The sequence below is a fragment of the Vreelandella sp. L-25 genome, from assembly GCF_056857535.1.
Genome location: NZ_JBSXNH010000069.1, coordinates 61087 through 79786, shown reverse-complemented (window position 1 = coordinate 79786; position 18700 = coordinate 61087). Strand labels below are relative to the sequence as shown.

Below are 18700 nucleotides of genomic sequence, written 5' to 3'. Positions count from 1 at the left end.
GCAGTTCCAATAAAAACAAGGACGACACAATGCGCACTCCTTTTCCTGTGCGGCCTCGCAGCGAGGTGGCTGGTCAATGATCGGTCAAATTTTAGCCACGCTGCTGCCGGTGTTTTTGATTGCCGGTAGCGGTGCCGCCTACGGACGATTCCGCACTCCCGATATTCGCAGTTTAAACACCCTCAATATGGAGCTGTTTGTTCCACTGCTGGTGTTTGCCGTGCTAGCCGACCGCCAAGCGCCCCTGGCGGAGTACGCCTGGCTCGCCAGCGCTGCTGCGCTGGTGGTGTTGGGGTCAGGGTTAGTGCTGTGGCCGGTGGTGAAGTGGCTTGGGTTAGACAGTAAGGTCTTCCTGCCGCCAATGATGTTCAATAACTCCGGCAATATGGGGGTGCCGCTGCTGGTGCTGGCTTTTGGGCCGGAAGCGCTGCCAGCGGCGGTGGTGGTGTTTATCGTGGAGATGCTGCTGCACTTTTCGGTGGGACTTTACATGCTAGACCCGCGTACTTCGCTGTGGCGGATGCTACGTATGCCGATTGTGGCTGCAAGCGTTGCGGGGCTATTGGTTAATGTGGGGGGGGTAGCGTTACCCGGCTGGCTGCTGGAAGCCATGCATATGCTGGGTGGTGTGTGCATTCCGCTAATGCTATTTGCGCTGGGCGTGCGCCTGCTGGAAATTGACTTTAGCGACTGGCGAACAGGGCTGCTGGGGGCGGTGCTTTGCCCGCTCTCTGGGCTGGTGATTGCGCTGCCGCTCATGTGGCTGCTGCCGCTGAATCCGTTGCAAACAGCCACCTTGTTAGTATTTGCCGCGTTGCCGCCAGCGGTATTGAATTACTTGGTCGCAGAGCAGTACAAGCTCGCCCCTCATAAGGTGGCGTCGTTAGTATTGATCGGTAACTTGGGAAGTTTGATCGTCATGCCACTAACGCTAGCGGCTGCCTTCGCCTGGATCCAGCCGCCGCCCTAACGGCGAGGCTCGTCCTTGACCTCGTAACTGCCTTCGAGCGCATCACGCTGCTCCATCGACTCCCTGCCAGCGTAGCTACCGCCAATGTCTTGAGCTTGGTCGGCGCGCATCTGCTCCATGCGTTTTTTCATCTTATGGCGCACAAACGGCATCATCGCCCAGCCAATCAGCAGGAAAAATAGCCCCAGCACAACGCCAACAATCATCAGTGCGCCAAACGCTAGCCACGTCAACAGCAGTTTCAAGCTGCCCATTAGCCCATTTGGCTGCGTTTGTGCAGCACGGGCGCGCCACTGGTTAGCAGCTTGCCAAGCGGCATTGCGTTGGTCGCGATTCATCTGTGGCATGAAAGCCTCCATCGTTCGTTTGCCACTATTGGAACATAGCGGAGCGAGCAAGTTCACTGCTTCTTTTTGAGAGTTGAAACTAATATATCAGTTGGTGCTAATTTTTCTGTATTAAGCGCTTAACATGCGATTGCTAGCCTCGGATGTTAGGATTTAATTGAGCGCACTAAAATGAAGAGCCGTGCTTTTATAAATCCACGCATTTATTAACCAGTATTTTCATTAACCAGGGTGGTGCTATGACAAATCATGGAGGGAAGTCGGTGTTTATCGCATCGGCAGTGATTATTTTCGGCTTAGTGATTGTGGGGGCCGCGTTTCCTGTCGCGTTTGGTAATGCTGCTGAGGCCGCCCTCACATCAATTACCGAGCTATTTGGCTGGTTCTATCTCTTCTCTGTATTTGGCTTTGTGGTGTTCCTGATTGGCCTGGCGCTCAGTAAATACGGCAAAGTACGTCTGGGACCCCAGGACAGTACGCCCAGCTACAGCTTTTTCTCATGGATCAGCATGCTATTGGCCGCAGGCTTTGGGGTAGGGCTGGTGTTTTACGGCATGGCAGAGCCCATGACGCACTACATTAACCCGCCTTACGGCGATGTCCCGGCAGAGAGCGAAGCGGCTGCACGCTACGCCATCCAGTACAGCTATTTTAATTGGGGAATTCACCAGTGGGCGGCATTCTCCGTGGTGGGTTTGATTATTGCTTACTTTCAGTTCCGTAAGGGGCAGGCGGGTTTGGTGTCTTCAGTGCTCTCGTCGGTCACGGCCAAGCACCCCCATGTGCGCCCCTACGCTTCCTGGTTAGATGTTTTTGCGGTGGTGGCTACCGTGATGGGGGTGGCGACATCACTAGGGCTTGGCGTATTACAAATGAATGGCGGTCTTAACGCGGTATTTGGCTTGCCGGAGAATGGGTTTTGGCAATTTGTCATTCTATTTGTGATGTTCTGCGCCTACATGGCATCTACTTGGTCTGGTTTGGATAAAGGCATTAAGCGCCTGTCTAACTTAAATATGGCGCTGTGTATCGGTTTGATGCTCTACGTGCTGTTCACCGGCCCGACCATTGCTATTTTGGAAACGATTACGCTAGGCATTGGCGACTATCTGCAGAATTTTATTGGCATGAGCCTGCGCATTTCACCCTATAGCGACAACCAGTGGGCTAGTAGCTGGACCATCTTCTACTGGGCTTGGGTGATTGCCTGGTCGCCCTTTGTGGGCACCTTTGTGGCACGTGTGTCTCGCGGGCGCACTATTAAAGAGTACGTATTTGGGGTGCTCTTTGTGCCGCCGCTTTTGGCGTGCTTGTGGATCGGCGTATTTGGTGGTGCAGCGCTTAACCTGGAGCTGAACGGCACCGATGTAGGCCTGGCTGCGGCCACCGAAGCAAACATCACCGTCGCCCTGTTTGAGATGTTTGATTTGATGCCGTTCTCGGGCGTGCTCTCCGTGTTGGCCATGCTGCTAATTTTTATTTTCCTGGTGACCTCAGCAGACTCCGCTTCGTATATTGTGGCGCAGATGACGGATAATGGTTCTATCAATCCACCACTCTATAAACGCGTGGTATGGGGCGTGCTGATCGCGGCGATTTGCCTTACGCTTATCGTGGCGGGTGGCCTTTCTGGCCTGCAGTCAGCGGCCGTGCTGTCAGCGCTGCCGTTTACCTTTATTCTGTATATGATGGTGATTGTGCTGGTACGCGAGCTGCGTGCGGATCGTAAAGCGATGCTGACCCAGCTCTACCGTCGCCACGGTGAGACCCCCGTGGGTGCTGATGCCTTTGAGGCGGAGCAGTTAGGGGAAGAGGAGCGTCTGCGCCGTGCGCCCAGCGTGGTCAATCGGCGTATTAATAGCTAAACAACGGCTTCGATAGAGGAAGCACCTATGGAAACTGCGTGCTAATGGCTCGACAGGGACGTCACGGGGCAACGCGAAGGCAGCCAAAAGGGGCTGCCTTCGACCGTTGGTTAGATCGGGTGGTCACCGTTGCGGTAGTCACTGCGATGGTGGTCGGCTTGTCAGCGGTCATTGCCCACTGGTTGCTGTGACGCTGTGACGTAGAGCCGATGGATGCCTACAACGCCCGATTACGCCGGGCGTTCGTGTATCTCGATGCGGTTCCTGCCGCGTCGTTTGGCATGGTAGAGCTGTTGATCTGCTTTGTTGAGCAGGTCATCAGGGCTAAGCGGCTGCTCAGGTGTTGTGGTGGCAATGCCCATGCTAGCCGTTAGGTGCGAATGAGTGCTGGAGTAGGCATGGGGAATAGCCAGTGACAGAATGGCTTGGCGCAGGCAGTTGGCAATATTCATCGCCTCATTGGCATCTTTGCCAGGCAGTACACAGATAAAGCGGTGCGTAATAAAAGGTGAATAAGTACTCAATGGCGAGCTCCAGCTCCTTGGCAAGATACTCCCCTGTGGCCCTCCCCGTCACAATCACATCAAGCAAGCCTGCGGATAAACGTGCCATGTTTTCCCGCTCAGTGGGCGCTCGCAACACGTTAATGCCTTTGCTCGCAACGTAATCTCCCACGGCATCCTCGCGGAAACTACCGACTTTCCATTCGTGTAACTCGCTAAGCTGCGTCAGCTCAAGCTGCCGTTCGGCGAGGCCAAAAGCAGACCATTCGTTAATTACAAGTGGCCCTACCCAGTGAAACTGCCGTTCTCTTTCAGCCGTACGGGTAGTGGAGTAGACGCAGTGATAGTCACGTAGCCTTGCTTCGGTGTAGGAACGTGCCCAGGGAAGTATCCGGAAGTTAGGTTTTGTACGCAAAGCCTTATCTGCTAATTTTACCTAGCAAAGTTAGAGTAACTTTGTATTTCTGTCACCTCTATTCTGTTAACGCTGTCTATAGCCGTGCGATGCGGCTAACTGATAGTCTTAGAACTCTTTTTAAGCGAGTGCTGATATGCCGTCTGCAACTGCTACGCCTGCCTCGTCCCCCTACGCTACGCGGCGCGAAATTTTCGGCTGGGCAATGTTTGATTTTGCCAATCAAGCCTACACGCTCCTCATTATTACCGTGGTATTTGGTGAGCTATTTACCACGGTGATTGTCGGTGAGCGGAACGATGGCTACCGCTTAGCGAACTTTTTATGGAGCTTGGCCTTAGCCATCAGTTATTTACTGGTGGTGATCAGCGCTCCCCTGTGTGGCGCCATCATGGATTACCGTGCTGAAAAAAAGCGCTTTCTTCTGTTTAGCTACATGGCGACGGTGGCAACCACGGCCATGCTCTATTTTGTTGAACCTGGTTATGTAGTGCTAGGCCTCGTGTTGATCGTACTTTCCAACTACGCCTACTCCATGGGAGAGTCATTTATTGCCGCTTTTCTGCCAGAGTTAGGGCCGCCGGGTGCGCTGGGTAAAATTTCCGGCTTTGGTTGGGCATTGGGCTATATTGGCGGCCTATTGGCCGCAGGGTTTACGCTGATTGTGCTAGGAGAGGCAACGGCTGACAATTTTGAGCGTATTCGCTGGGTAGGACCTTTTGCAGCAGGGTTCTTTTTAGTGGCGGCGATTCCCACTTTTTTATGGCTGAAAGAGCGCGGTGTACCTAAACCCCATGGCGTTTCTTATCGGCAAATTGCCCAGCAGCGGATTTTGGGTACTTTTCATGAGCTGCGCTACTTCAAAGACTTAAGCGTTTTCTTAGTGTCACTTCTATTTTCGATGGCAGGCGTTTACATCATTATCGCCTTTGCTTTTATCTACGGGGCCCAGGTGATTGGCTGGGATGAGAGCGTGCGCAATATCATGTTTATTATTGTGCAGGTCACCGCTGCTGCGGGAGCCATCGGATTTGGGTTTTTACAAGATAAACTGGGCGCTAAACACACTTATCAAATGACACTTGCTCTCTGGGTTGCGGCTATTGTCGCGATCTGGGCAACGCCGGCGTTAACCGAGTGGCTCAATCAGCAGTTTGGGTGGCAGTGGCAGGCACAGCACTTGTTTTTAGTGGTCGGCTGCTTAGCCGGGTTGAGTTTAGGCTCTAGCCAGTCGGCCAGCCGCGCGCTGGTGGGTGTCTTTTCACCGCTGGAAAAATCAGCGGAGTTTTTTGGCTTCTGGGGCTTGGCAAACAAACTGGCGGGGGTGCTGGGCATCGTCATGTTAGGGGTGTTGCAAACGCTGATTGGCCTTCAAGCGTCTATTCTTTTATGTGTTGGGCTATTTATTGCAGCGATGCTAATTTGCGTAGGCGTCAATGAGCGCCGTGGCCGTGAGGCGGCAGTGGCCTGGAAAAGTTCTTGATGCCGTGAGGTGAATAATGGCAAGACACAGGCCACAGCAGGGCGGCATTGTGATGATGCTGCTATTTTGGGTGCTGTTAATGGCGGTAGGAACGTGGTGGATTCAGGGCGGTCTTGAGGACATGCTGCACCCTAACGTGAACATCATGAATACCTCCCCAGACAATGGCCCGGTAACACTAAAGCGTAACCGAGCAGGCCATTTTGAAGCACCGGGTCAGATCAACGGTGAGCCTGTGACGTTTTTGTTGGATACAGGCGCCACTTATGTAGCGGTGCCTAGTGAGCTAGCTAAAAGGCTAAGCTTAGCGCCAGGGCGTCGTGCTTGGTTTAACACCGCCAATGGCCGTGTCGAGGGTAATCTGACTCAGCTAGATGAAGTAGTGCTGGGCGGTATTCAGATGAACAACGTGCAGGGCTCTATCAGCCCCGGCATGGAGCGCGATACGGTGCTGCTAGGGATGAGCTTTTTAAACCAGCTAGCGATTGAGATTCGCGGCGGGGAGATGGTGCTGCGCTTGCCAGAGCCTTAGGGCGACTTGTGCGCACTGCAGTCATGTGCTTAGCTGAAGACTCATGGATGCCAACACGCTAAGGAGTTGCTATGGGTATTGAAGTCGGTGGTTTGCTCGGTCTTATTTGGCTCATCATTGTGGTATGGGCCATCGTTAAAGTGGCAAAAAGCTCGGCTAGCGGGCTTGCCAAATTGCTATGGATTATCGCGCTACTGGTGTTTCCCCTGGTGGGGTTGATTGCTTGGTTCCTGTTCGGCCCCAAGGGATAGCCATCTTAACCATGAAGGCGTACATGAAGGCGTATTAAAAAGGCAGGCCTCGACAGGCCTGCCTTTTTCTTTATCTGCGCATCGTTAATCGAGCGAATTGTTGCTTTCGCTGGGCGGCGCTTTGTAGTGCCCGGGAATTTTTAACTTCTCTCCGTTGGGCAGGTCGCGCACTTGCGTTGGTACATAGACACGCTTAATGACACTTTTGGCTTTGCCATCTCCCATGGCGATCTCCTCCTGTCCGATTGTCGACAGTTCGCCACCTCACATTAGCGCTTGGTGGTGGAAGAATCAAGTTGCTCAAGACGCCCTCTAACTAGGATGCATACGCAACGCTAATCAAGGGGCAGGCGTTTGCAAGGTTTTAAGGTATCCTGGAAGCTATCCACAACCTGCTTTTGCACAGGGTGAGCGGGTGATAATACAAACTGCCTAAGCGGAGTGAAGAAAAAGGATGGTAGATCATTTGGAACAGCAGTTTCAAGCACTTGGGGCGCAGGAATCGGTAACTCCCGACTACCCTGACCAGGACCATGTGCTGATTATTGAAGATGATCAGCGCTTGGCCGAGCTCACCCGCGATTATCTGGAAGCAAACGGCTTTCAGGTGACGCTAGAAGCGGATGGTGCCAAAGGCGTAGATCGTATTTTAACGCTGCAGCCGGACCTGGTGATTTTGGATCTGATGCTACCCGGTGAAGATGGTTTGGCCATTTGCCGCCGCGTGCGGCCCAACTTTGCTGGCCCCATTATGATGCTGACTGCCCACACCGATGACCTTGATCAAGTGCTCGGGCTAGAAATGGGCGCGGATGACTATGTGCCCAAACCGGTGCAGCCCCGCGTGCTGCTAGCCCGTATGCGTGCGCTTCTGCGTCGCGCGGATGCGCCAGCCCCCGATGGTGAAATGCGCCTTAAGTTTGAGAACCTGGAGATTGATAACGCCACGCGGGAAGCCTGGCTCTCCGGTGAGCGTATCGACCTGACCAGCGCAGAATTCGACCTGCTGTGGCTGCTAGCGCGTAATGCTGGCCGTGTGCTGACCCGCGAAGAGATTTTCAGCGACTTGCGAGGCATTAAATACGACGGCCAAGACCGCTCTATTGATGTGCGCGTATCGCGTATTCGCCCAAAAATTGGCGACGACCCTAACCAGCCGCACCGCATTAAAACCGTGCGCAGTAAAGGCTATCTGTTTGTTAAAGACAGTTAAACAAGAGAGGTCGCCTAATGCGGCGAGTGCTTAGCCACGGCTCGTTTTTACGCTTCTACCTACTGCTGGGCCTAGCGCTGTGCGTGGTGTTTTTTATTGCGCTAGGGGGGCGTTCTTTTATAGAGCAGGTGCGCCGGGAAGATTATCGCGAACAGCTCGCCGCGCTGCCTATGTCATTAATGACACAGCAGCTTGCCAGCGTGCCCATAGATGAGCGTGAAACGCTGTTAGGCGATTTTTCCGAGCAGCTAGGCATGCAGCTGGTGCTGCGCGACATGAACGACGCCCAGTTAGGCTATTTCGAGCGGTCGCGAATTGAGCGGGGCGCGGTGTTAGTGGCAGAAGAGCCTTGGCAACTGCGCCAGCGGCTGCCCACGGCTAACACCAGCGGGGAGCTATGGGTGCTGGAAGCCACGTTTGATGCTTGGAGCGAGCGCCAGTGGCAGGGCAGCATGGTGTTGTTGGGGGAATGGCTGGCCGCCATGCCAGAGGAAGAGCGGCTAGCGGCGCTGGCCGAGCTACGCCCCGGCAGTTGGCCGTTGAGCCTGCTCAACGCACTTCCCGATGACTTGACCACCGAACAGCAGTTTCAGCTAACGCTCGGGGGTGTGATAACCCGGCTAGTGACAGACAAGCTATCGATTACGCTACTTTATCAATTGCCTAACGCCTCGGGAGGGGCCGACCAGTGGCTTCAGGCTGGGCCTATTTCCCGAGGCGATACGTTGCCGCTCAATTTGCACTTGCCGCTGCTCGTGGCGCTGATGGTCGTGCTAAGCCTGATCATTTATCTGATTATGCGCAGCATCGAGTCGCGCATGGCGCGGCTCGAGCTGGCGGCAACCCGTATTGCCAGTGGCCGGTTGGAAACCCGCGTCAAAGTGGAAAGCGGCGACTTTCTGGGGCGCTTGGGGATGGCCTTTAATGGCATGGCGAACCAAGTGCAGAGCCTACTGCGGGGTCAGCAAGAGATGATTCGCGCTGTCTCCCACGAGCTACGCACTCCGGTGGCACGCATCCGCTTTGCGGTGCAGATGGTCGAGGACATGACCGATCAACCCGCCATTCAGCGTCAGCTCCAGGGTATTGATGCAGATATTGCTGAATTGGATGAGTTAGTGGACGAAATTTTGACCTATGCGCGCCTAGGTGGCGAAACGGTCAATGGCGCAGAGCTGGAAATGGCGTTGGTGGAGTGCCGGTCTATGGCGGAGCGGGTGATTGATACGCTAGCACCGCTGCACAGCGGGCAGACCTTAACCCTGGCGCCGGGGCCTGATATTGAGCTGTTGGCAGAGCCGCGCTACCTGCAGCGGGCACTACAAAACCTAGTGGGCAATGCTTGCCGCTACGGCAAATCTCAAGTGGTGATTCGCCTGTGGGATGAGCCGTGCTTAGTGCGTATAGATGTAGAAGATGACGGCCCAGGCATTCCCTTCGATGCCCGAGCCGATATCTTCAAACCCTTTGCGCGCCTGGACGATAGCCGCGCCCGCAGTTCTGGTGGCTACGGCCTTGGTCTCTCGATTGTGCAAAAAATCATGGCAGGCCACGGTGGTAGCGTCACCGTAGATAGCAGCCCTGCGCTGGGCGGCGCACGCTTTACGCTGCTGATTCCTCGTCGCGATTCGCCGGTTTAATTCCTGACAGCACCGCAAAGGAGGTCTCCTTGGCGGTACGCAAAAAGTCCTGCATCCACGGCGCTTCCGCCGACTCCTCACGAATAGCGGCATAGAGCGTGCTCCAGATGCCGTGCTCGCCTAGCTTCACCGCGCTGACGTAGTCGCGCTCTAAATACTCCGTGAGCGCCCAGTTGGGCAGCGCACATACGCCGCGGCCACTGGCCACCAGCTGCATCATCATAATCGTCAGCTCTGCGGTGCGAATCTCTTTAGGGCGCACGTTGGCTGGGGCCAAAAATTGGGTGAAGACATCCAGGCGCGACTGCTCCACTGGGTAGGTGATCAGTGTCTCCTCGGCCAGCGCGCTAGGCTCAATATAGGGTTGGCCCGCAAAGCTGTGTTGCCGGGCAACCGCTAGCAGCCCCTCATAGCGAAACAGCGGCACGTAGTGAACGCCTTCCAGCGGCTGAGGGTCGGCGGTAATGACTAAATCCAGCTGCTCACGGGCCAAGGCAGGCAGCGGGTCGAAATGGTGCCCGCTGGGAATATCGATCTCCACTTCCGGCCAGTGGTCGCGGAAGTAATCCACCGTGGGCATGAGCCACTGAAAGCAGCTATGGCACTCGATGGCCATGTGGAGCCGCCCCTGCTCGGTGCCCGCTAATCGGGCCAGGTCCCGCTCCGCTTTGCGAACTTCCGGCAAAATCTCATCGGCCAGCGCCAGTAGCCGAAGCCCTGCCCGCGTGAATTCTACCGGACGGGTCTTGCGCACAAACAGCGCGCTATCCACGCGACTTTCTAGATCTTTCAATTGGTGTGAGAGGGCCGACTGCGTTAAGTGCACCCGCTCAGCGGCTTCTACCAGCGAGCCAGTTTCGCGTAGGGCCAGCAGCGTGCGCAAATGGCGTAATTCAATCATTGTGAGTGTTTTTCATGTTTGATATTAAAATCTTTAGTTTGATTCACGTTTATGCGGCACTCAAACTGTGTGAAATCATTCACGTTGGAAGGAATCATCATGACAGTTTCTCATATTCTCGGCTATCCCCGCATTGGCGCTCAGCGCGAACTGAAAAAAGTCACTGAAGCTTACTGGAAGGGCGACGTTAGCCGTGACGAACTAGAAGCCGTTGGCCAAGCGCTACGGCTTGCCCACTGGCAAACCCAGCAAGCCGCGGGCTTGGATATGGTCAGCGTGGGTGATTTCGCATTTTATGACCAAGTGCTAAACGTTTCCGTAATGCTGGGCGCGGTGCCTAGCCGCTTTCAAGCCCAAGACGAGGTAAACGCAGGCCACGTCGACCTGGACACCGCCTTTCGCATGGCCCGTGGCCGCGCGCCAAGCGGTACCCCGGCGGCCGCCTGCGAGATGACTAAATATTTTGATACCAATTACCACTACCTAGTGCCTGAGCTTCATCCAGGGCAGACATTTACCTTAGCCTCTACGCGGCTGTTTGACGAGGTAGATGAAGCTCTAAAAGCGGGCTTTACGCCTAAAGTAACGCTGACCGGGCCGCTGACATGGCTATGGCTAGGCAAAACCAAGGGCAGTGAGTTTGACCGTCTTGAGCTTCTTGATAGCGTACTGGATGTTTACAGCGAGACGCTTTCCCGCCTAGCGACTCAGGGTATTGAGTGGGTGCAGCTAGACGAGCCTGCGCTGGTACAGGATTTGCCACTGGCCTGGCAGCAGGCCTACGAGCGTGCTTACCATCGCCTGCAGTCGGCCCCGCTGAAGCTGCTGGTGGCCACTTACTTCGGCGCGCTGGGCGACAATCTTTCGCTCACCACGCGGCTACCGGTAGAGGGCCTACATATTGATGCCGTGCGTGCTCCTGAGCAGGTGGAGAGCGTGATTGATCGGTTAAGCCCGCATCAGGTGCTCTCGGTAGGTTTAGTGGATGGTCGGAATATCTGGCGGGCCGATTTGGCAGCACTGCGTGAGCGCCTGCTGCCGCTGAAAGTGCGGTTGGGCCAGCGGCTGTGGCTCGCGCCTAGCTGCTCGCTGCTTCACGTGCCGGTCGACCTGCGTCAAGAGACCGAGCTGGACGCTGAGCTGGTGAACTGGCTGGCGTTTGCTCGCCAGAAGCTGGATGAAGTGGTCACGCTGGCGCGACTGATTGATAACCGTGCTACGCCGGAAGACGAGCAGCGTTTGAGCGAGGCAACCCGCGCCTTGGATACGCGCCGGGAGTCGACGCGTATTCACCAGCCTGCGGTGAGCGAGCGGCTAGCCGCTATCACGTCTCAGGATAGTCAGCGTCAATCGCCCTATGCCCAGCGTGTGCAGGCCCAGCGCAGGCTGCTGGCACTGCCGCTGTTCCCCACCACCACGATTGGCTCGTTCCCACAGACGGATGCCATTCGTGCCGCACGTCGTGCTTTCAAGGCCGGTGAGCTAAGCCAAGCGAACTACGAAGCGCGGATGCGCGAAGAGATCGCCTACGCGGTGGAACGCCAGGAAGCGCTTGGCTTGGACGTACTGGTGCACGGCGAAGCCGAACGTAACGATATGGTGGAGTACTTTGGCGAGCAGCTCGACGGTTTTGCGTTTACCCGCTTTGGCTGGGTGCAGAGCTATGGCTCCCGCTGTGTGAAACCGCCGATTATCTTTGGTGACGTGACCCGCCCCACGGCGATGACCGTACGCTGGAGCGAGTACGCCCAATCGCTGACCGAAAAGCCGATGAAAGGCATGCTCACCGGGCCGGTGACGATCTTACAGTGGTCGTTTGTGCGTGACGACCAGCCCCGCGCCACCACCTGCCGCCAGATCGCCCTGGCGCTGCGCGACGAAGTGTGTGACCTGGAAAAAGCGGGTATCCATGTGATTCAAATTGACGAGCCAGCGCTGCGGGAAGGGCTGCCGTTGCACCAGAGCGAGTGGCAGCGCTATTTGGATTGGGCTGTTGAGAGCTTCCAGCTAAGCGCGGCAGGCGTGGCCGACAGCACTCAGATTCATACCCATATGTGCTATTCAGAGTTCAACGACATCATTGGCGCCATTGCCGCGCTGGATGCCGATGTGATCACCATCGAGACGTCGCGCTCAGATATGCAGCTGCTGGATGCGTTTCAGGACTTTGCCTACCCCAATGAAATTGGGCCGGGCGTCTACGATATCCACACGCCAAATATTCCCGAGGTGGAGTGGATGGTGGCACTGATGGAGAAAGCGCTGGAGAAAATCCCGGCCGAACGTCTATGGGTCAACCCGGATTGCGGATTGAAAACCCGTGGATGGGCCGAGGTAGAGCCTGCCCTGGCCAATATGGTGGAGGCCGCTGAGCAGCTGCGTCAGCGCTACGCTTAAGCCAGGTGGGTTGCTCGGCTGCTATTAACCCCGCTACTAAGTGCAGCGGGGTTTTTGCATTAGCTCTTAGAGGCGTAAGCGTACAGCAGGGTTTCCTGAGCGCTGATCGCGTCGCCGCTGCCGGGGTCCTGTAGCTGGTAGCTGCCGTCGCTTTGCAGTAGCCAGCTCTGGCAGTTATCCACCAGGTAGGTCTCCAGGTCTTTGCGAACGCGGGTGGCAAGTTTCTTATCCAGCAGCGGGAAGCAGGTCTCTACCCTGTGGAACATATTGCGCGACATAAAATCCGCGCTGGAGCACCAGGTTTCTGGCTTGCCGTCGTTATGGAAGTGGAATACCCGGGTGTGCTCAAGGAAGCGGCCAATGATCGAGCGTACGCGAATATTGTCGGATACGCCGGGGATGCCCGGCTTCAGGCAGCACATGCCGCGAATGATCAGATCGCACTCCACGCCCGCTTGAGAGGCGCGATATAGCGCTTTGATCAGCTTGGGTTCGGTCAGCGAGTTGCACTTGATGATGATATGGCCGCGTTTTCCTTTACGTGCCATCTGGGCTTCCCGATCAATCATCTCGACTAAGCGCTCGTGCAGCGTAAAAGGCGCATGTAGCAGCGTATCAATCTTGCGTGCCCTGCCCATGCCCGAGAGCTGCTGAAAGACTTTATGCACATCCGCGCATAGGGCTGTGTTGGCGGTCAGCAGGCTGTAATCGGTGTAGAGCTTGGCAGTTTTGGAGTGATAGTTGCCGGTGCCCAGGTGCGCGTAGTGGCGCAGCTCACCTTTTTCTCGGCGCACGATATGCAGCATCTTGGCGTGGGTCTTGTAAGCCATAATGCCGTAAATCACGATCGCGCCTGCTTCTTGCAAACGTGACGCTAGCTGCAGGTTATCCGCCTCGTCGAAGCGCGCCCGCAGCTCAATCACCACCGTCACCTCTTTACCCTGACTAGCAGCGTCGACCAGCGCGCTGACGATGGGGGAGTCTGAGCCGGTGCGGTAAAGCGTTTGCTTGATGGCCAGCACATCCGGGTCCCGGGCGGCTTCCCGCAGCAAATCCTCAATGGGAGAGAAGGACTGGAAGGGGTGGTGCAGCAATATATCGCTTTTAGCAATGGCGCTAAACAGACTGCCGCCTTTCAGCGCTTTGGGCACGCTGGGGGCAAACGGGCGGTAGAGCAGCTCGGGGCGGTCCACATCGCCCAGCACTGCCATCATGCGGGTCAGGTTTACGGGCCCCTGAACGCGATAAAGATCACCGCCCACCAAGTCAAACTGGCGCAGTAGGAAGTTGGTCAAATCGTCCGGGCAGTTGTCGGCGACTTCCAAACGCACGCCGCTGCCGTAGCGCCGGGCCAGCAGTTCCCCACGCAGGGCCGAGGCAAGATCGGATACCTCTTCAGGATCAACGGTCATGTCCGCGTTGCGGGTCAGGCGGAACTGGTAACAGCCCCGCACGCGCATGCCGGGGAAAAGCTCCTCGGCGTGGGCGTGGATCATCGACGATAAGAACACATACTCGGAAAAACCTTCCGCGCACAGCTCTTTAGGCAGTGCCATCAGGCGCGGCAGCGAGCGCGGCGCGGGCAGAATCGCCATGCCGCCCGCTCGGCCAAAGGCATCTTTGCCTTCAAGTTCGACAATAAAGTTGAGGCTCTTATTCACCAGCCGTGGGAACGGGTGTGATGGGTCCAGGCCAATGGGGCTAATCACCGGCATGATTTCGTTATCGAAAAAGTCTCGCACCCAAGCTTTTTGAGCGTCGGTCCACTGGTCGCGGCGGCGGAAACGCAGCCCTTGGGCTTCTAGTGCAGGCAGTAGCGTGTCGTTGAGAATCTCGTACTGACGGGCAATCTGTTGGTGAGCAATCTCGGAAATCTCAGCCAGCACGGCTTTGGGCAGGCGGCCATCAGCAGCGGGGGTGTCATCGCCCAAGGCCATTTGATGTTTTAATCCCGCCACACGAATCTCGAAAAACTCATCCATGTTGGAGGAGAAAATCAGCAGGAACATTAGCCGGTTGAGCAGTGGGTGCGCATCGTCTAACGCCTGCTCTAATACACGAATATTAAACTGTAGGTGAGAAAGCTCGCGGTTAAAGTAGAGCTGCGGATCGTCAAGGTCAGCTTCAGTATGTGACTCTTTTGCTTGAACCCCGGTGGGTGTGCGGTTAATACGCAGCGGTGCAATATCGGCTTCGCCGCTCATTTGCTCATTGGGCGGTACTGGTAATGCTGGCGTGGAATCTATAGCGTTGTCGTCCATGGTTGCCCCCCGCGGTAGTGGCTCGTACTCATCATAGCGTTTTAATGTTTATTAGGGTGAGTATGCAGGGGGAAGATGACAAATAGGTGTCACTGATTTGTCATCTTAATGGCATAAATGACGGTTAACGCTGCAGCAGGCGAGCGGCCTCTAGGGCAAAGTAGGTCAAGATGCCGTCGGCCCCAGCGCGCTTAAAGCACATCAGCGACTCCAGAATCACTGGCTCCGCTTCTAGCCAGCCGTTATCGAACGCTGCACGGTGCATGGCGTACTCACCGCTGACCTGGTAGGCAAAGGTAGGCACTTGGAACTCGCTTTTCACTCGGCGTACCATATCCAGGTAGGGCATGCCCGGTTTGACCATGACCATGTCGGCACCTTCGGCAATGTCCATGGCCACTTCGTGCAGCGCTTCATCGCTGTTGGCAGGGTCCATCTGATAGGTACGCTTGTCCGCTTTGCCCAGATTGGCGGCTGAGCCGACCGCATCGCGGAAGGGGCCGTAATAGTGGGAAGCATACTTGGCGCTGTAGGCCATAATGCGCACGTTATGCAGATGCTCCTGCTCCAGCACTTGGCGAATGGCACCAATGCGGCCATCCATCATATCGGAAGGGGCCACTACATCGGCGCCTGCTTCCGCGTGGGAGAGCGCTTGTTTGAGTAACGTGTCGACGGTGCGATCGTTTTGAACGTACCCCTGCTCATCGAGAATGCCGTCCTGCCCGTGGCTGGTATAAGGATCGAGGGCCACATCGGTAATGATCCCCAGCTCGGGCAGCGCCTGTTTGAGCGCACGCACGCTGCGCTGTACGAGGCCACTGGCGTTGTACGCCTCTTCGGCCAGTTCGCTTTTCTGCTCAGGGCCAATCACCGGGAACAGCGCCAGTGCGGGAATACCCAGCGCATAGGCTTCGCGGGCCTGCTCAATCAGCAGATCAATCGAGAGGCGCTCGACGCCGGGCATGGAGGCCACCGCTTCACGCTGATTTTCACCTTCCAGAACAAATACCGGCAGGATAAGGTCGTTGGGCGTTAGCGTCGACTCTTGCATCAAGCGGCGCGAGAAGTCATCCCGACGCATACGGCGCATTCGGGTAGCGGGGAAGTGGCGTGGGCTTGAGGTATTCAATGGCTCTCTCCAGGCAATCGCATCGTGGGCGCCCCGTGTATCAGGGCTTGGTGGGAGTATATCAGGCATGCCGTACAGCGAAAGCCGCCTTGTGGCGGCAATAGAGACTGACTAAAGTGAGCCATTCAGCCACAGAGATGACTTGGACAAGGAGATAGGTATGACGAAGCAGGTAGCAATCGTATTGGCGGGTTGTGGCGTGTTTGATGGCTCGGAAATTTACGAGACCACCCTGACGCTGTTACGCCTTGATCAATTGGGGATCGGTTATCGCTGCTTTGCCCCGGATGTGGCTCAGCACCATGTGATTAATCACCTAGACCAAGCGCCGGTAGAGGGCGAAACCCGCAATGTGCTGCAGGAGTCTGCCCGTTTGGCCCGTGGTGATATTAGCCCGATTACCGAGCTTGATTCTGATGAGTTCGATGCAGTGATCGTGCCGGGTGGCTTTGGCGTGGCCAAAAATCTCTCTGATTTTGCCATGCAGAGTGACAGCATGCAGGTGCTGGAGAGCGTCAAAGAGGCGTTAGCCGGATTTAAAGAGGATGCCAAGCCCATCGGTTTAATGTGCATTGCCCCGGTGATGGTTCCGCGCCTGTTGGGCGATGGCATTGCGGTCACCATTGGGCATGATCCGGGCGTCGCCGGGGCCATTAGCGCGATGGGTGGCCTGCATCGCAGCTGTGGCGTAGAAGAGATTGTGGTGGATCATGAGCATCGTGTAGTGACAACGCCAGCATATATGCTCGCTACGCGTATCAGTGAAGCCGCTACCGGTATTTTTAAGCTGGTAGACCGCATTGATGAAATGATGGGCTAAGTGTCAGCGCTTAGTAGGGGAAAAGCCTCTGTCATCCTGGGATGACAGAGGCTTTTTAGTACCGGGCACGCAGAGAGCTTACGACTCCTGATCTTCGGCGTCTGCTTCTGCGCGGCGCTTGCGGACCAAGCGGCCAAAGAGCAAACCAACCTCATATAAAAGATACATAGGGATCGCTAGCAGGCTTTGGGATATGACATCCGGCGGTGTCAGTAGCATACCCACCACAAAGCAGCCTAAAACAATGTAAGGTCGCTTTTTGGAGAGACTCTCAACGGTTGTGGCACCAGATAAAATCAGCAGGAAGGTGGCAATGGGAATCTCAAAGGCCACCCCAAACGCAAAGAACAGCTTCAGTACAAAGTTGAGGTACTGGTTGATGTCGGTCATTACCGCAACGTTTTCCGGGCCGGTTTGGGTGAAAAACTCAAACAGCAACGGAAACACCACGTAGTAAGCAAAGGCCGCACCGGCATAAAACAACGCCACGCTGGATACTAAAATCGGTATGGCCAACATTTTTTCGTTGTCGTAAAGCCCTGGCGCGACGAAGGCCCAGGCCTGATGCAGCACAAAGGGGATAGCAATAAAGACCGCCACCACCAGGGTGAGCTTGAACGGCGCTAAGAAGGGAGAAGCCACCTCGGTGGCAATCATCTGTGAGCCTTCTGGGAGCAGCGACATCAGTGGGTCGGCCACAAAACTGTAGATGTCGTTCGCAAACGCGTAAAGCCCCAGAAACACCACCAGAATTACCACAATGGCCTTCATCAAGCGCGAACGCAGTTCGATGAGATGCTCAATGAGAGGCGCTTGGCTTTGGTCGTTATGCGGCTCCGGGGAATCGCCAGACATACTCATTGGTGGTTGCTATCCTTTTGATGATCGGCCTTGTCAGTGGGGGCTGGGGTATCTTCACGCACCGTTTGCAGCGCGTCGTCTAGCCGGGCACTGGCGCTTGCTACTCGCTGCTCGGTCGCTTGCTGATTAGCGGTCGCATTGCTGCTGGGCGAGGGAGACTCGGCAATGCTCTCCACGTCCTGCTTGGCTTTCTTCAAGCTATCGTCGAGCTTCTTCTGCTGCTCGTTCAGCTTTTGCCGCAGCTCTTCCGCTTCCAGTTGGGCGCTGATCTCACGCTGCATGCCGGATACCGTACGCTTGATCTTGCCGATCCATAGCCCTGCCGTGCGTGCCGCTTTGGGCAGCCGTTCAGGGCCGAGCACCAGTAGCGCCACGATGCCAATGAGCATGAGTTCAAGAAAGCCGATATCCAGCATGGCTTATTTGCGCTCTTCGTTACGGTCAGCAGCAGCGCGTTTCTCTTCCGCCTGTACGTCGTAGGTATTGCCGGCTTCTTCGTGGCTCACTTTCGCTTGAGGCTGGTCGGCGTCTTTCTTATCGCCCTCTTTTTCCTCTTCGTGCATGGCTTTCTTAAAGCCCTTCACTGCACCGCCAAGGTCGGTGCCCACGTTACGCAGTTTTTTAGTGCCGAAAATCAGGATGATAATGCCCAGAACAATCAGCAACTGCCAAATACTGATACCACCTAACATATGCATTTCCTCATTGGAGCAGGGTTAACGTTATGATCGGGACGCTTTTTCGTCGTGACCAGAAATACCGAACCGCCGGGCGAGTTCATCAAGTACTCGCTGATGGTCAAGATCCAGATGCGACAGCATGACAAGGCTATGAAACCACAGGTCGGCCGTTTCGGCGATCAACGCTTCACGGTCCTGTTCGCTGCCGTGCTCGGCGTCTTTGGCTGCCAGCAGCGTTTCGGTGGCTTCTTCGCCGACTTTTTCGAGTATCGTGTTCAAACCCTTATGATGCAAGGAGGCAACATAAGAATCTTCTGGATTAGCGTGGCGGCGCTGCTTTAAAACCTCAGCAAGGGCGTCAAGCACAGGAACATGGTTAGCGTCGGTCATGGTGTTCTCTTTATCAATCGGCGGCGTCGTTTCGTCAAG

The 18700-nt window shown here is 55.7% G+C and carries 21 protein-coding genes; 10 read left to right on the top strand and 11 right to left on the bottom strand.

Translation table 11 applies throughout. From position 1 onward, the window contains the following. Positions 1–76: 76 nt before the first annotated feature. Entirely contained in the window at positions 77–970 is an 894-nt protein-coding gene (locus AC13CN_RS11540) for an AEC family transporter (RefSeq protein WP_058577120.1), read from the top strand. Here the strand turns inward: AC13CN_RS11540 and AC13CN_RS11535 are convergent. Then, positions 967–1317: a hypothetical protein gene (locus tag AC13CN_RS11535; protein ID WP_253556813.1), complete on the bottom strand. Its 351-nt coding sequence runs from the start codon at positions 1315–1317 to the stop codon at positions 967–969. The genes AC13CN_RS11540 and AC13CN_RS11535 overlap by 4 nt on opposite strands. A gap of 239 nt (positions 1318–1556) precedes the next feature. On the opposite strand from AC13CN_RS11535, the gene AC13CN_RS11530 reads away from it, so the two are divergent. Next, the gene (locus tag AC13CN_RS11530; RefSeq protein ID WP_062362354.1) at positions 1557–3182 is read left to right on the top strand and encodes a BCCT family transporter; all 1626 of its coding nucleotides are present in this window, start codon (positions 1557–1559) and stop codon (positions 3180–3182) included. Positions 3183–3226: 44 nt separating this feature from the next. Next, positions 3227–3373 (top strand): hypothetical protein, encoded by a 147-nt coding sequence (locus AC13CN_RS11525; RefSeq protein ID WP_164834392.1) that lies wholly within the window; start codon positions 3227–3229, stop codon positions 3371–3373. 39 nt (positions 3374–3412) lie between these two features. On the opposite strand, the gene AC13CN_RS11520 is transcribed toward AC13CN_RS11525, so the two are convergent. Both AC13CN_RS11520 and AC13CN_RS11515 read right to left on the bottom strand, forming a co-directional pair. Beyond that, positions 3413–3634 (bottom strand): diguanylate cyclase, encoded by a 222-nt coding sequence (locus AC13CN_RS11520; RefSeq protein WP_058577122.1) that lies wholly within the window; start codon positions 3632–3634, stop codon positions 3413–3415. Between the two features lie 4 nt (positions 3635–3638). Continuing rightward, positions 3639–4100 (bottom strand): substrate-binding periplasmic protein, encoded by a 462-nt coding sequence (locus AC13CN_RS11515; RefSeq protein ID WP_253556812.1) that lies wholly within the window; start codon positions 4098–4100, stop codon positions 3639–3641. A 136-nt stretch (positions 4101–4236) separates the two neighbouring features. Between AC13CN_RS11515 and AC13CN_RS11510 the strand changes: the two genes are divergently transcribed. The 3 genes from AC13CN_RS11510 (at position 4237) to AC13CN_RS11500 (ending at position 6366) form a co-directional block, all read left to right on the top strand. Continuing rightward, positions 4237–5583: an MFS transporter gene (locus tag AC13CN_RS11510; protein WP_253556811.1), complete on the top strand. Its 1347-nt coding sequence runs from the start codon at positions 4237–4239 to the stop codon at positions 5581–5583. Between the two features lie 16 nt (positions 5584–5599). Then, entirely contained in the window at positions 5600–6115 is a 516-nt protein-coding gene (locus tag AC13CN_RS11505) for a retropepsin-like aspartic protease family protein (RefSeq protein ID WP_228168353.1), read from the top strand. 71 nt (positions 6116–6186) lie between these two features. Beyond that, positions 6187–6366 carry a PLDc N-terminal domain-containing protein gene (locus tag AC13CN_RS11500; RefSeq protein ID WP_044630479.1) on the top strand — a complete coding sequence of 60 codons (180 nt, stop codon included), beginning with the start codon at positions 6187–6189 and terminating at the stop codon, positions 6364–6366. Between the two features lie 84 nt (positions 6367–6450). On the opposite strand, the gene AC13CN_RS11495 is transcribed toward AC13CN_RS11500, so the two are convergent. Then, on the bottom strand, positions 6451–6591 hold the full coding sequence (locus AC13CN_RS11495) for a hypothetical protein (RefSeq protein WP_253556810.1): 141 nt from the start codon (positions 6589–6591) through the stop codon (positions 6451–6453). A 229-nt stretch (positions 6592–6820) separates the two neighbouring features. Here AC13CN_RS11495 and AC13CN_RS11490 point away from each other — a divergent pair, with 229 nt between their 5' ends. Together AC13CN_RS11490 and AC13CN_RS11485 are read left to right on the top strand one after the other, a co-directional pair. Then, a complete protein-coding gene (locus AC13CN_RS11490; protein WP_062361934.1) occupies positions 6821–7579 on the top strand; it encodes a winged helix-turn-helix domain-containing protein in 759 nt (252 codons plus the stop codon). Positions 7580–7596: 17 nt separating this feature from the next. Continuing rightward, complete coding sequence (locus AC13CN_RS11485) at positions 7597–9219, top strand: ATP-binding protein (protein ID WP_062361936.1); 1623 nt, start codon at positions 7597–7599, stop codon at positions 9217–9219. Here the strand turns inward: AC13CN_RS11485 and AC13CN_RS11480 are convergent. Next, positions 9182–10120, bottom strand: a complete 939-nt coding sequence (locus AC13CN_RS11480; protein ID WP_058577124.1) for a LysR family transcriptional regulator — start codon at positions 10118–10120, stop codon at positions 9182–9184. The genes AC13CN_RS11485 and AC13CN_RS11480 overlap by 38 nt on opposite strands. A gap of 99 nt (positions 10121–10219) precedes the next feature. Here AC13CN_RS11480 and metE point away from each other — a divergent pair, with 99 nt between their 5' ends. After that, on the top strand, positions 10220–12517 hold the full coding sequence (gene metE, locus AC13CN_RS11475; protein ID WP_253556809.1) for a 5-methyltetrahydropteroyltriglutamate--homocysteine S-methyltransferase: 2298 nt from the start codon (positions 10220–10222) through the stop codon (positions 12515–12517). A gap of 59 nt (positions 12518–12576) precedes the next feature. On the opposite strand, the gene ppk1 is transcribed toward metE, so the two are convergent. Together ppk1 and hemB are read right to left on the bottom strand one after the other, a co-directional pair. Continuing rightward, a complete protein-coding gene (gene ppk1 / locus AC13CN_RS11470) occupies positions 12577–14778 on the bottom strand; it encodes a polyphosphate kinase 1 (RefSeq protein ID WP_253556808.1) in 2202 nt (733 codons plus the stop codon). 124 nt (positions 14779–14902) lie between these two features. Further along, a complete protein-coding gene (gene hemB, locus AC13CN_RS11465; protein WP_044630485.1) occupies positions 14903–15910 on the bottom strand; it encodes a porphobilinogen synthase in 1008 nt (335 codons plus the stop codon). A gap of 160 nt (positions 15911–16070) precedes the next feature. Here hemB and elbB point away from each other — a divergent pair, with 160 nt between their 5' ends. Continuing rightward, positions 16071–16730, top strand: coding sequence for an isoprenoid biosynthesis glyoxalase ElbB (gene elbB / locus AC13CN_RS11460; RefSeq protein ID WP_044630486.1), 660 nt, complete (start codon positions 16071–16073; stop codon positions 16728–16730). 78 nt (positions 16731–16808) lie between these two features. Here elbB and tatC read toward each other — a convergent pair whose 3' ends face one another. Genes tatC through AC13CN_RS11440 form a run of 4 tightly spaced genes read right to left on the bottom strand, consistent with a single transcriptional unit; the run spans position 16809 to position 18661 of the window. After that, positions 16809–17591 carry a twin-arginine translocase subunit TatC gene (gene tatC / locus AC13CN_RS11455; protein ID WP_062361953.1) on the bottom strand — a complete coding sequence of 261 codons (783 nt, stop codon included), beginning with the start codon at positions 17589–17591 and terminating at the stop codon, positions 16809–16811. Next, positions 17588–18007, bottom strand: a complete 420-nt coding sequence (gene tatB, locus AC13CN_RS11450; RefSeq protein ID WP_054641529.1) for a Sec-independent protein translocase protein TatB — start codon at positions 18005–18007, stop codon at positions 17588–17590. Before tatB ends, tatC begins: the two co-directional genes overlap by 4 nt. Positions 18008–18010: 3 nt before the next feature. Continuing rightward, positions 18011–18283 (bottom strand): Sec-independent protein translocase subunit TatA, encoded by a 273-nt coding sequence (gene tatA / locus AC13CN_RS11445; RefSeq protein ID WP_044630489.1) that lies wholly within the window; start codon positions 18281–18283, stop codon positions 18011–18013. 30 nt (positions 18284–18313) lie between these two features. Continuing rightward, positions 18314–18661: a phosphoribosyl-ATP diphosphatase gene (locus AC13CN_RS11440; protein ID WP_044630500.1), complete on the bottom strand. Its 348-nt coding sequence runs from the start codon at positions 18659–18661 to the stop codon at positions 18314–18316. Between the last annotated feature and the right edge of the window lie 39 nt (positions 18662–18700).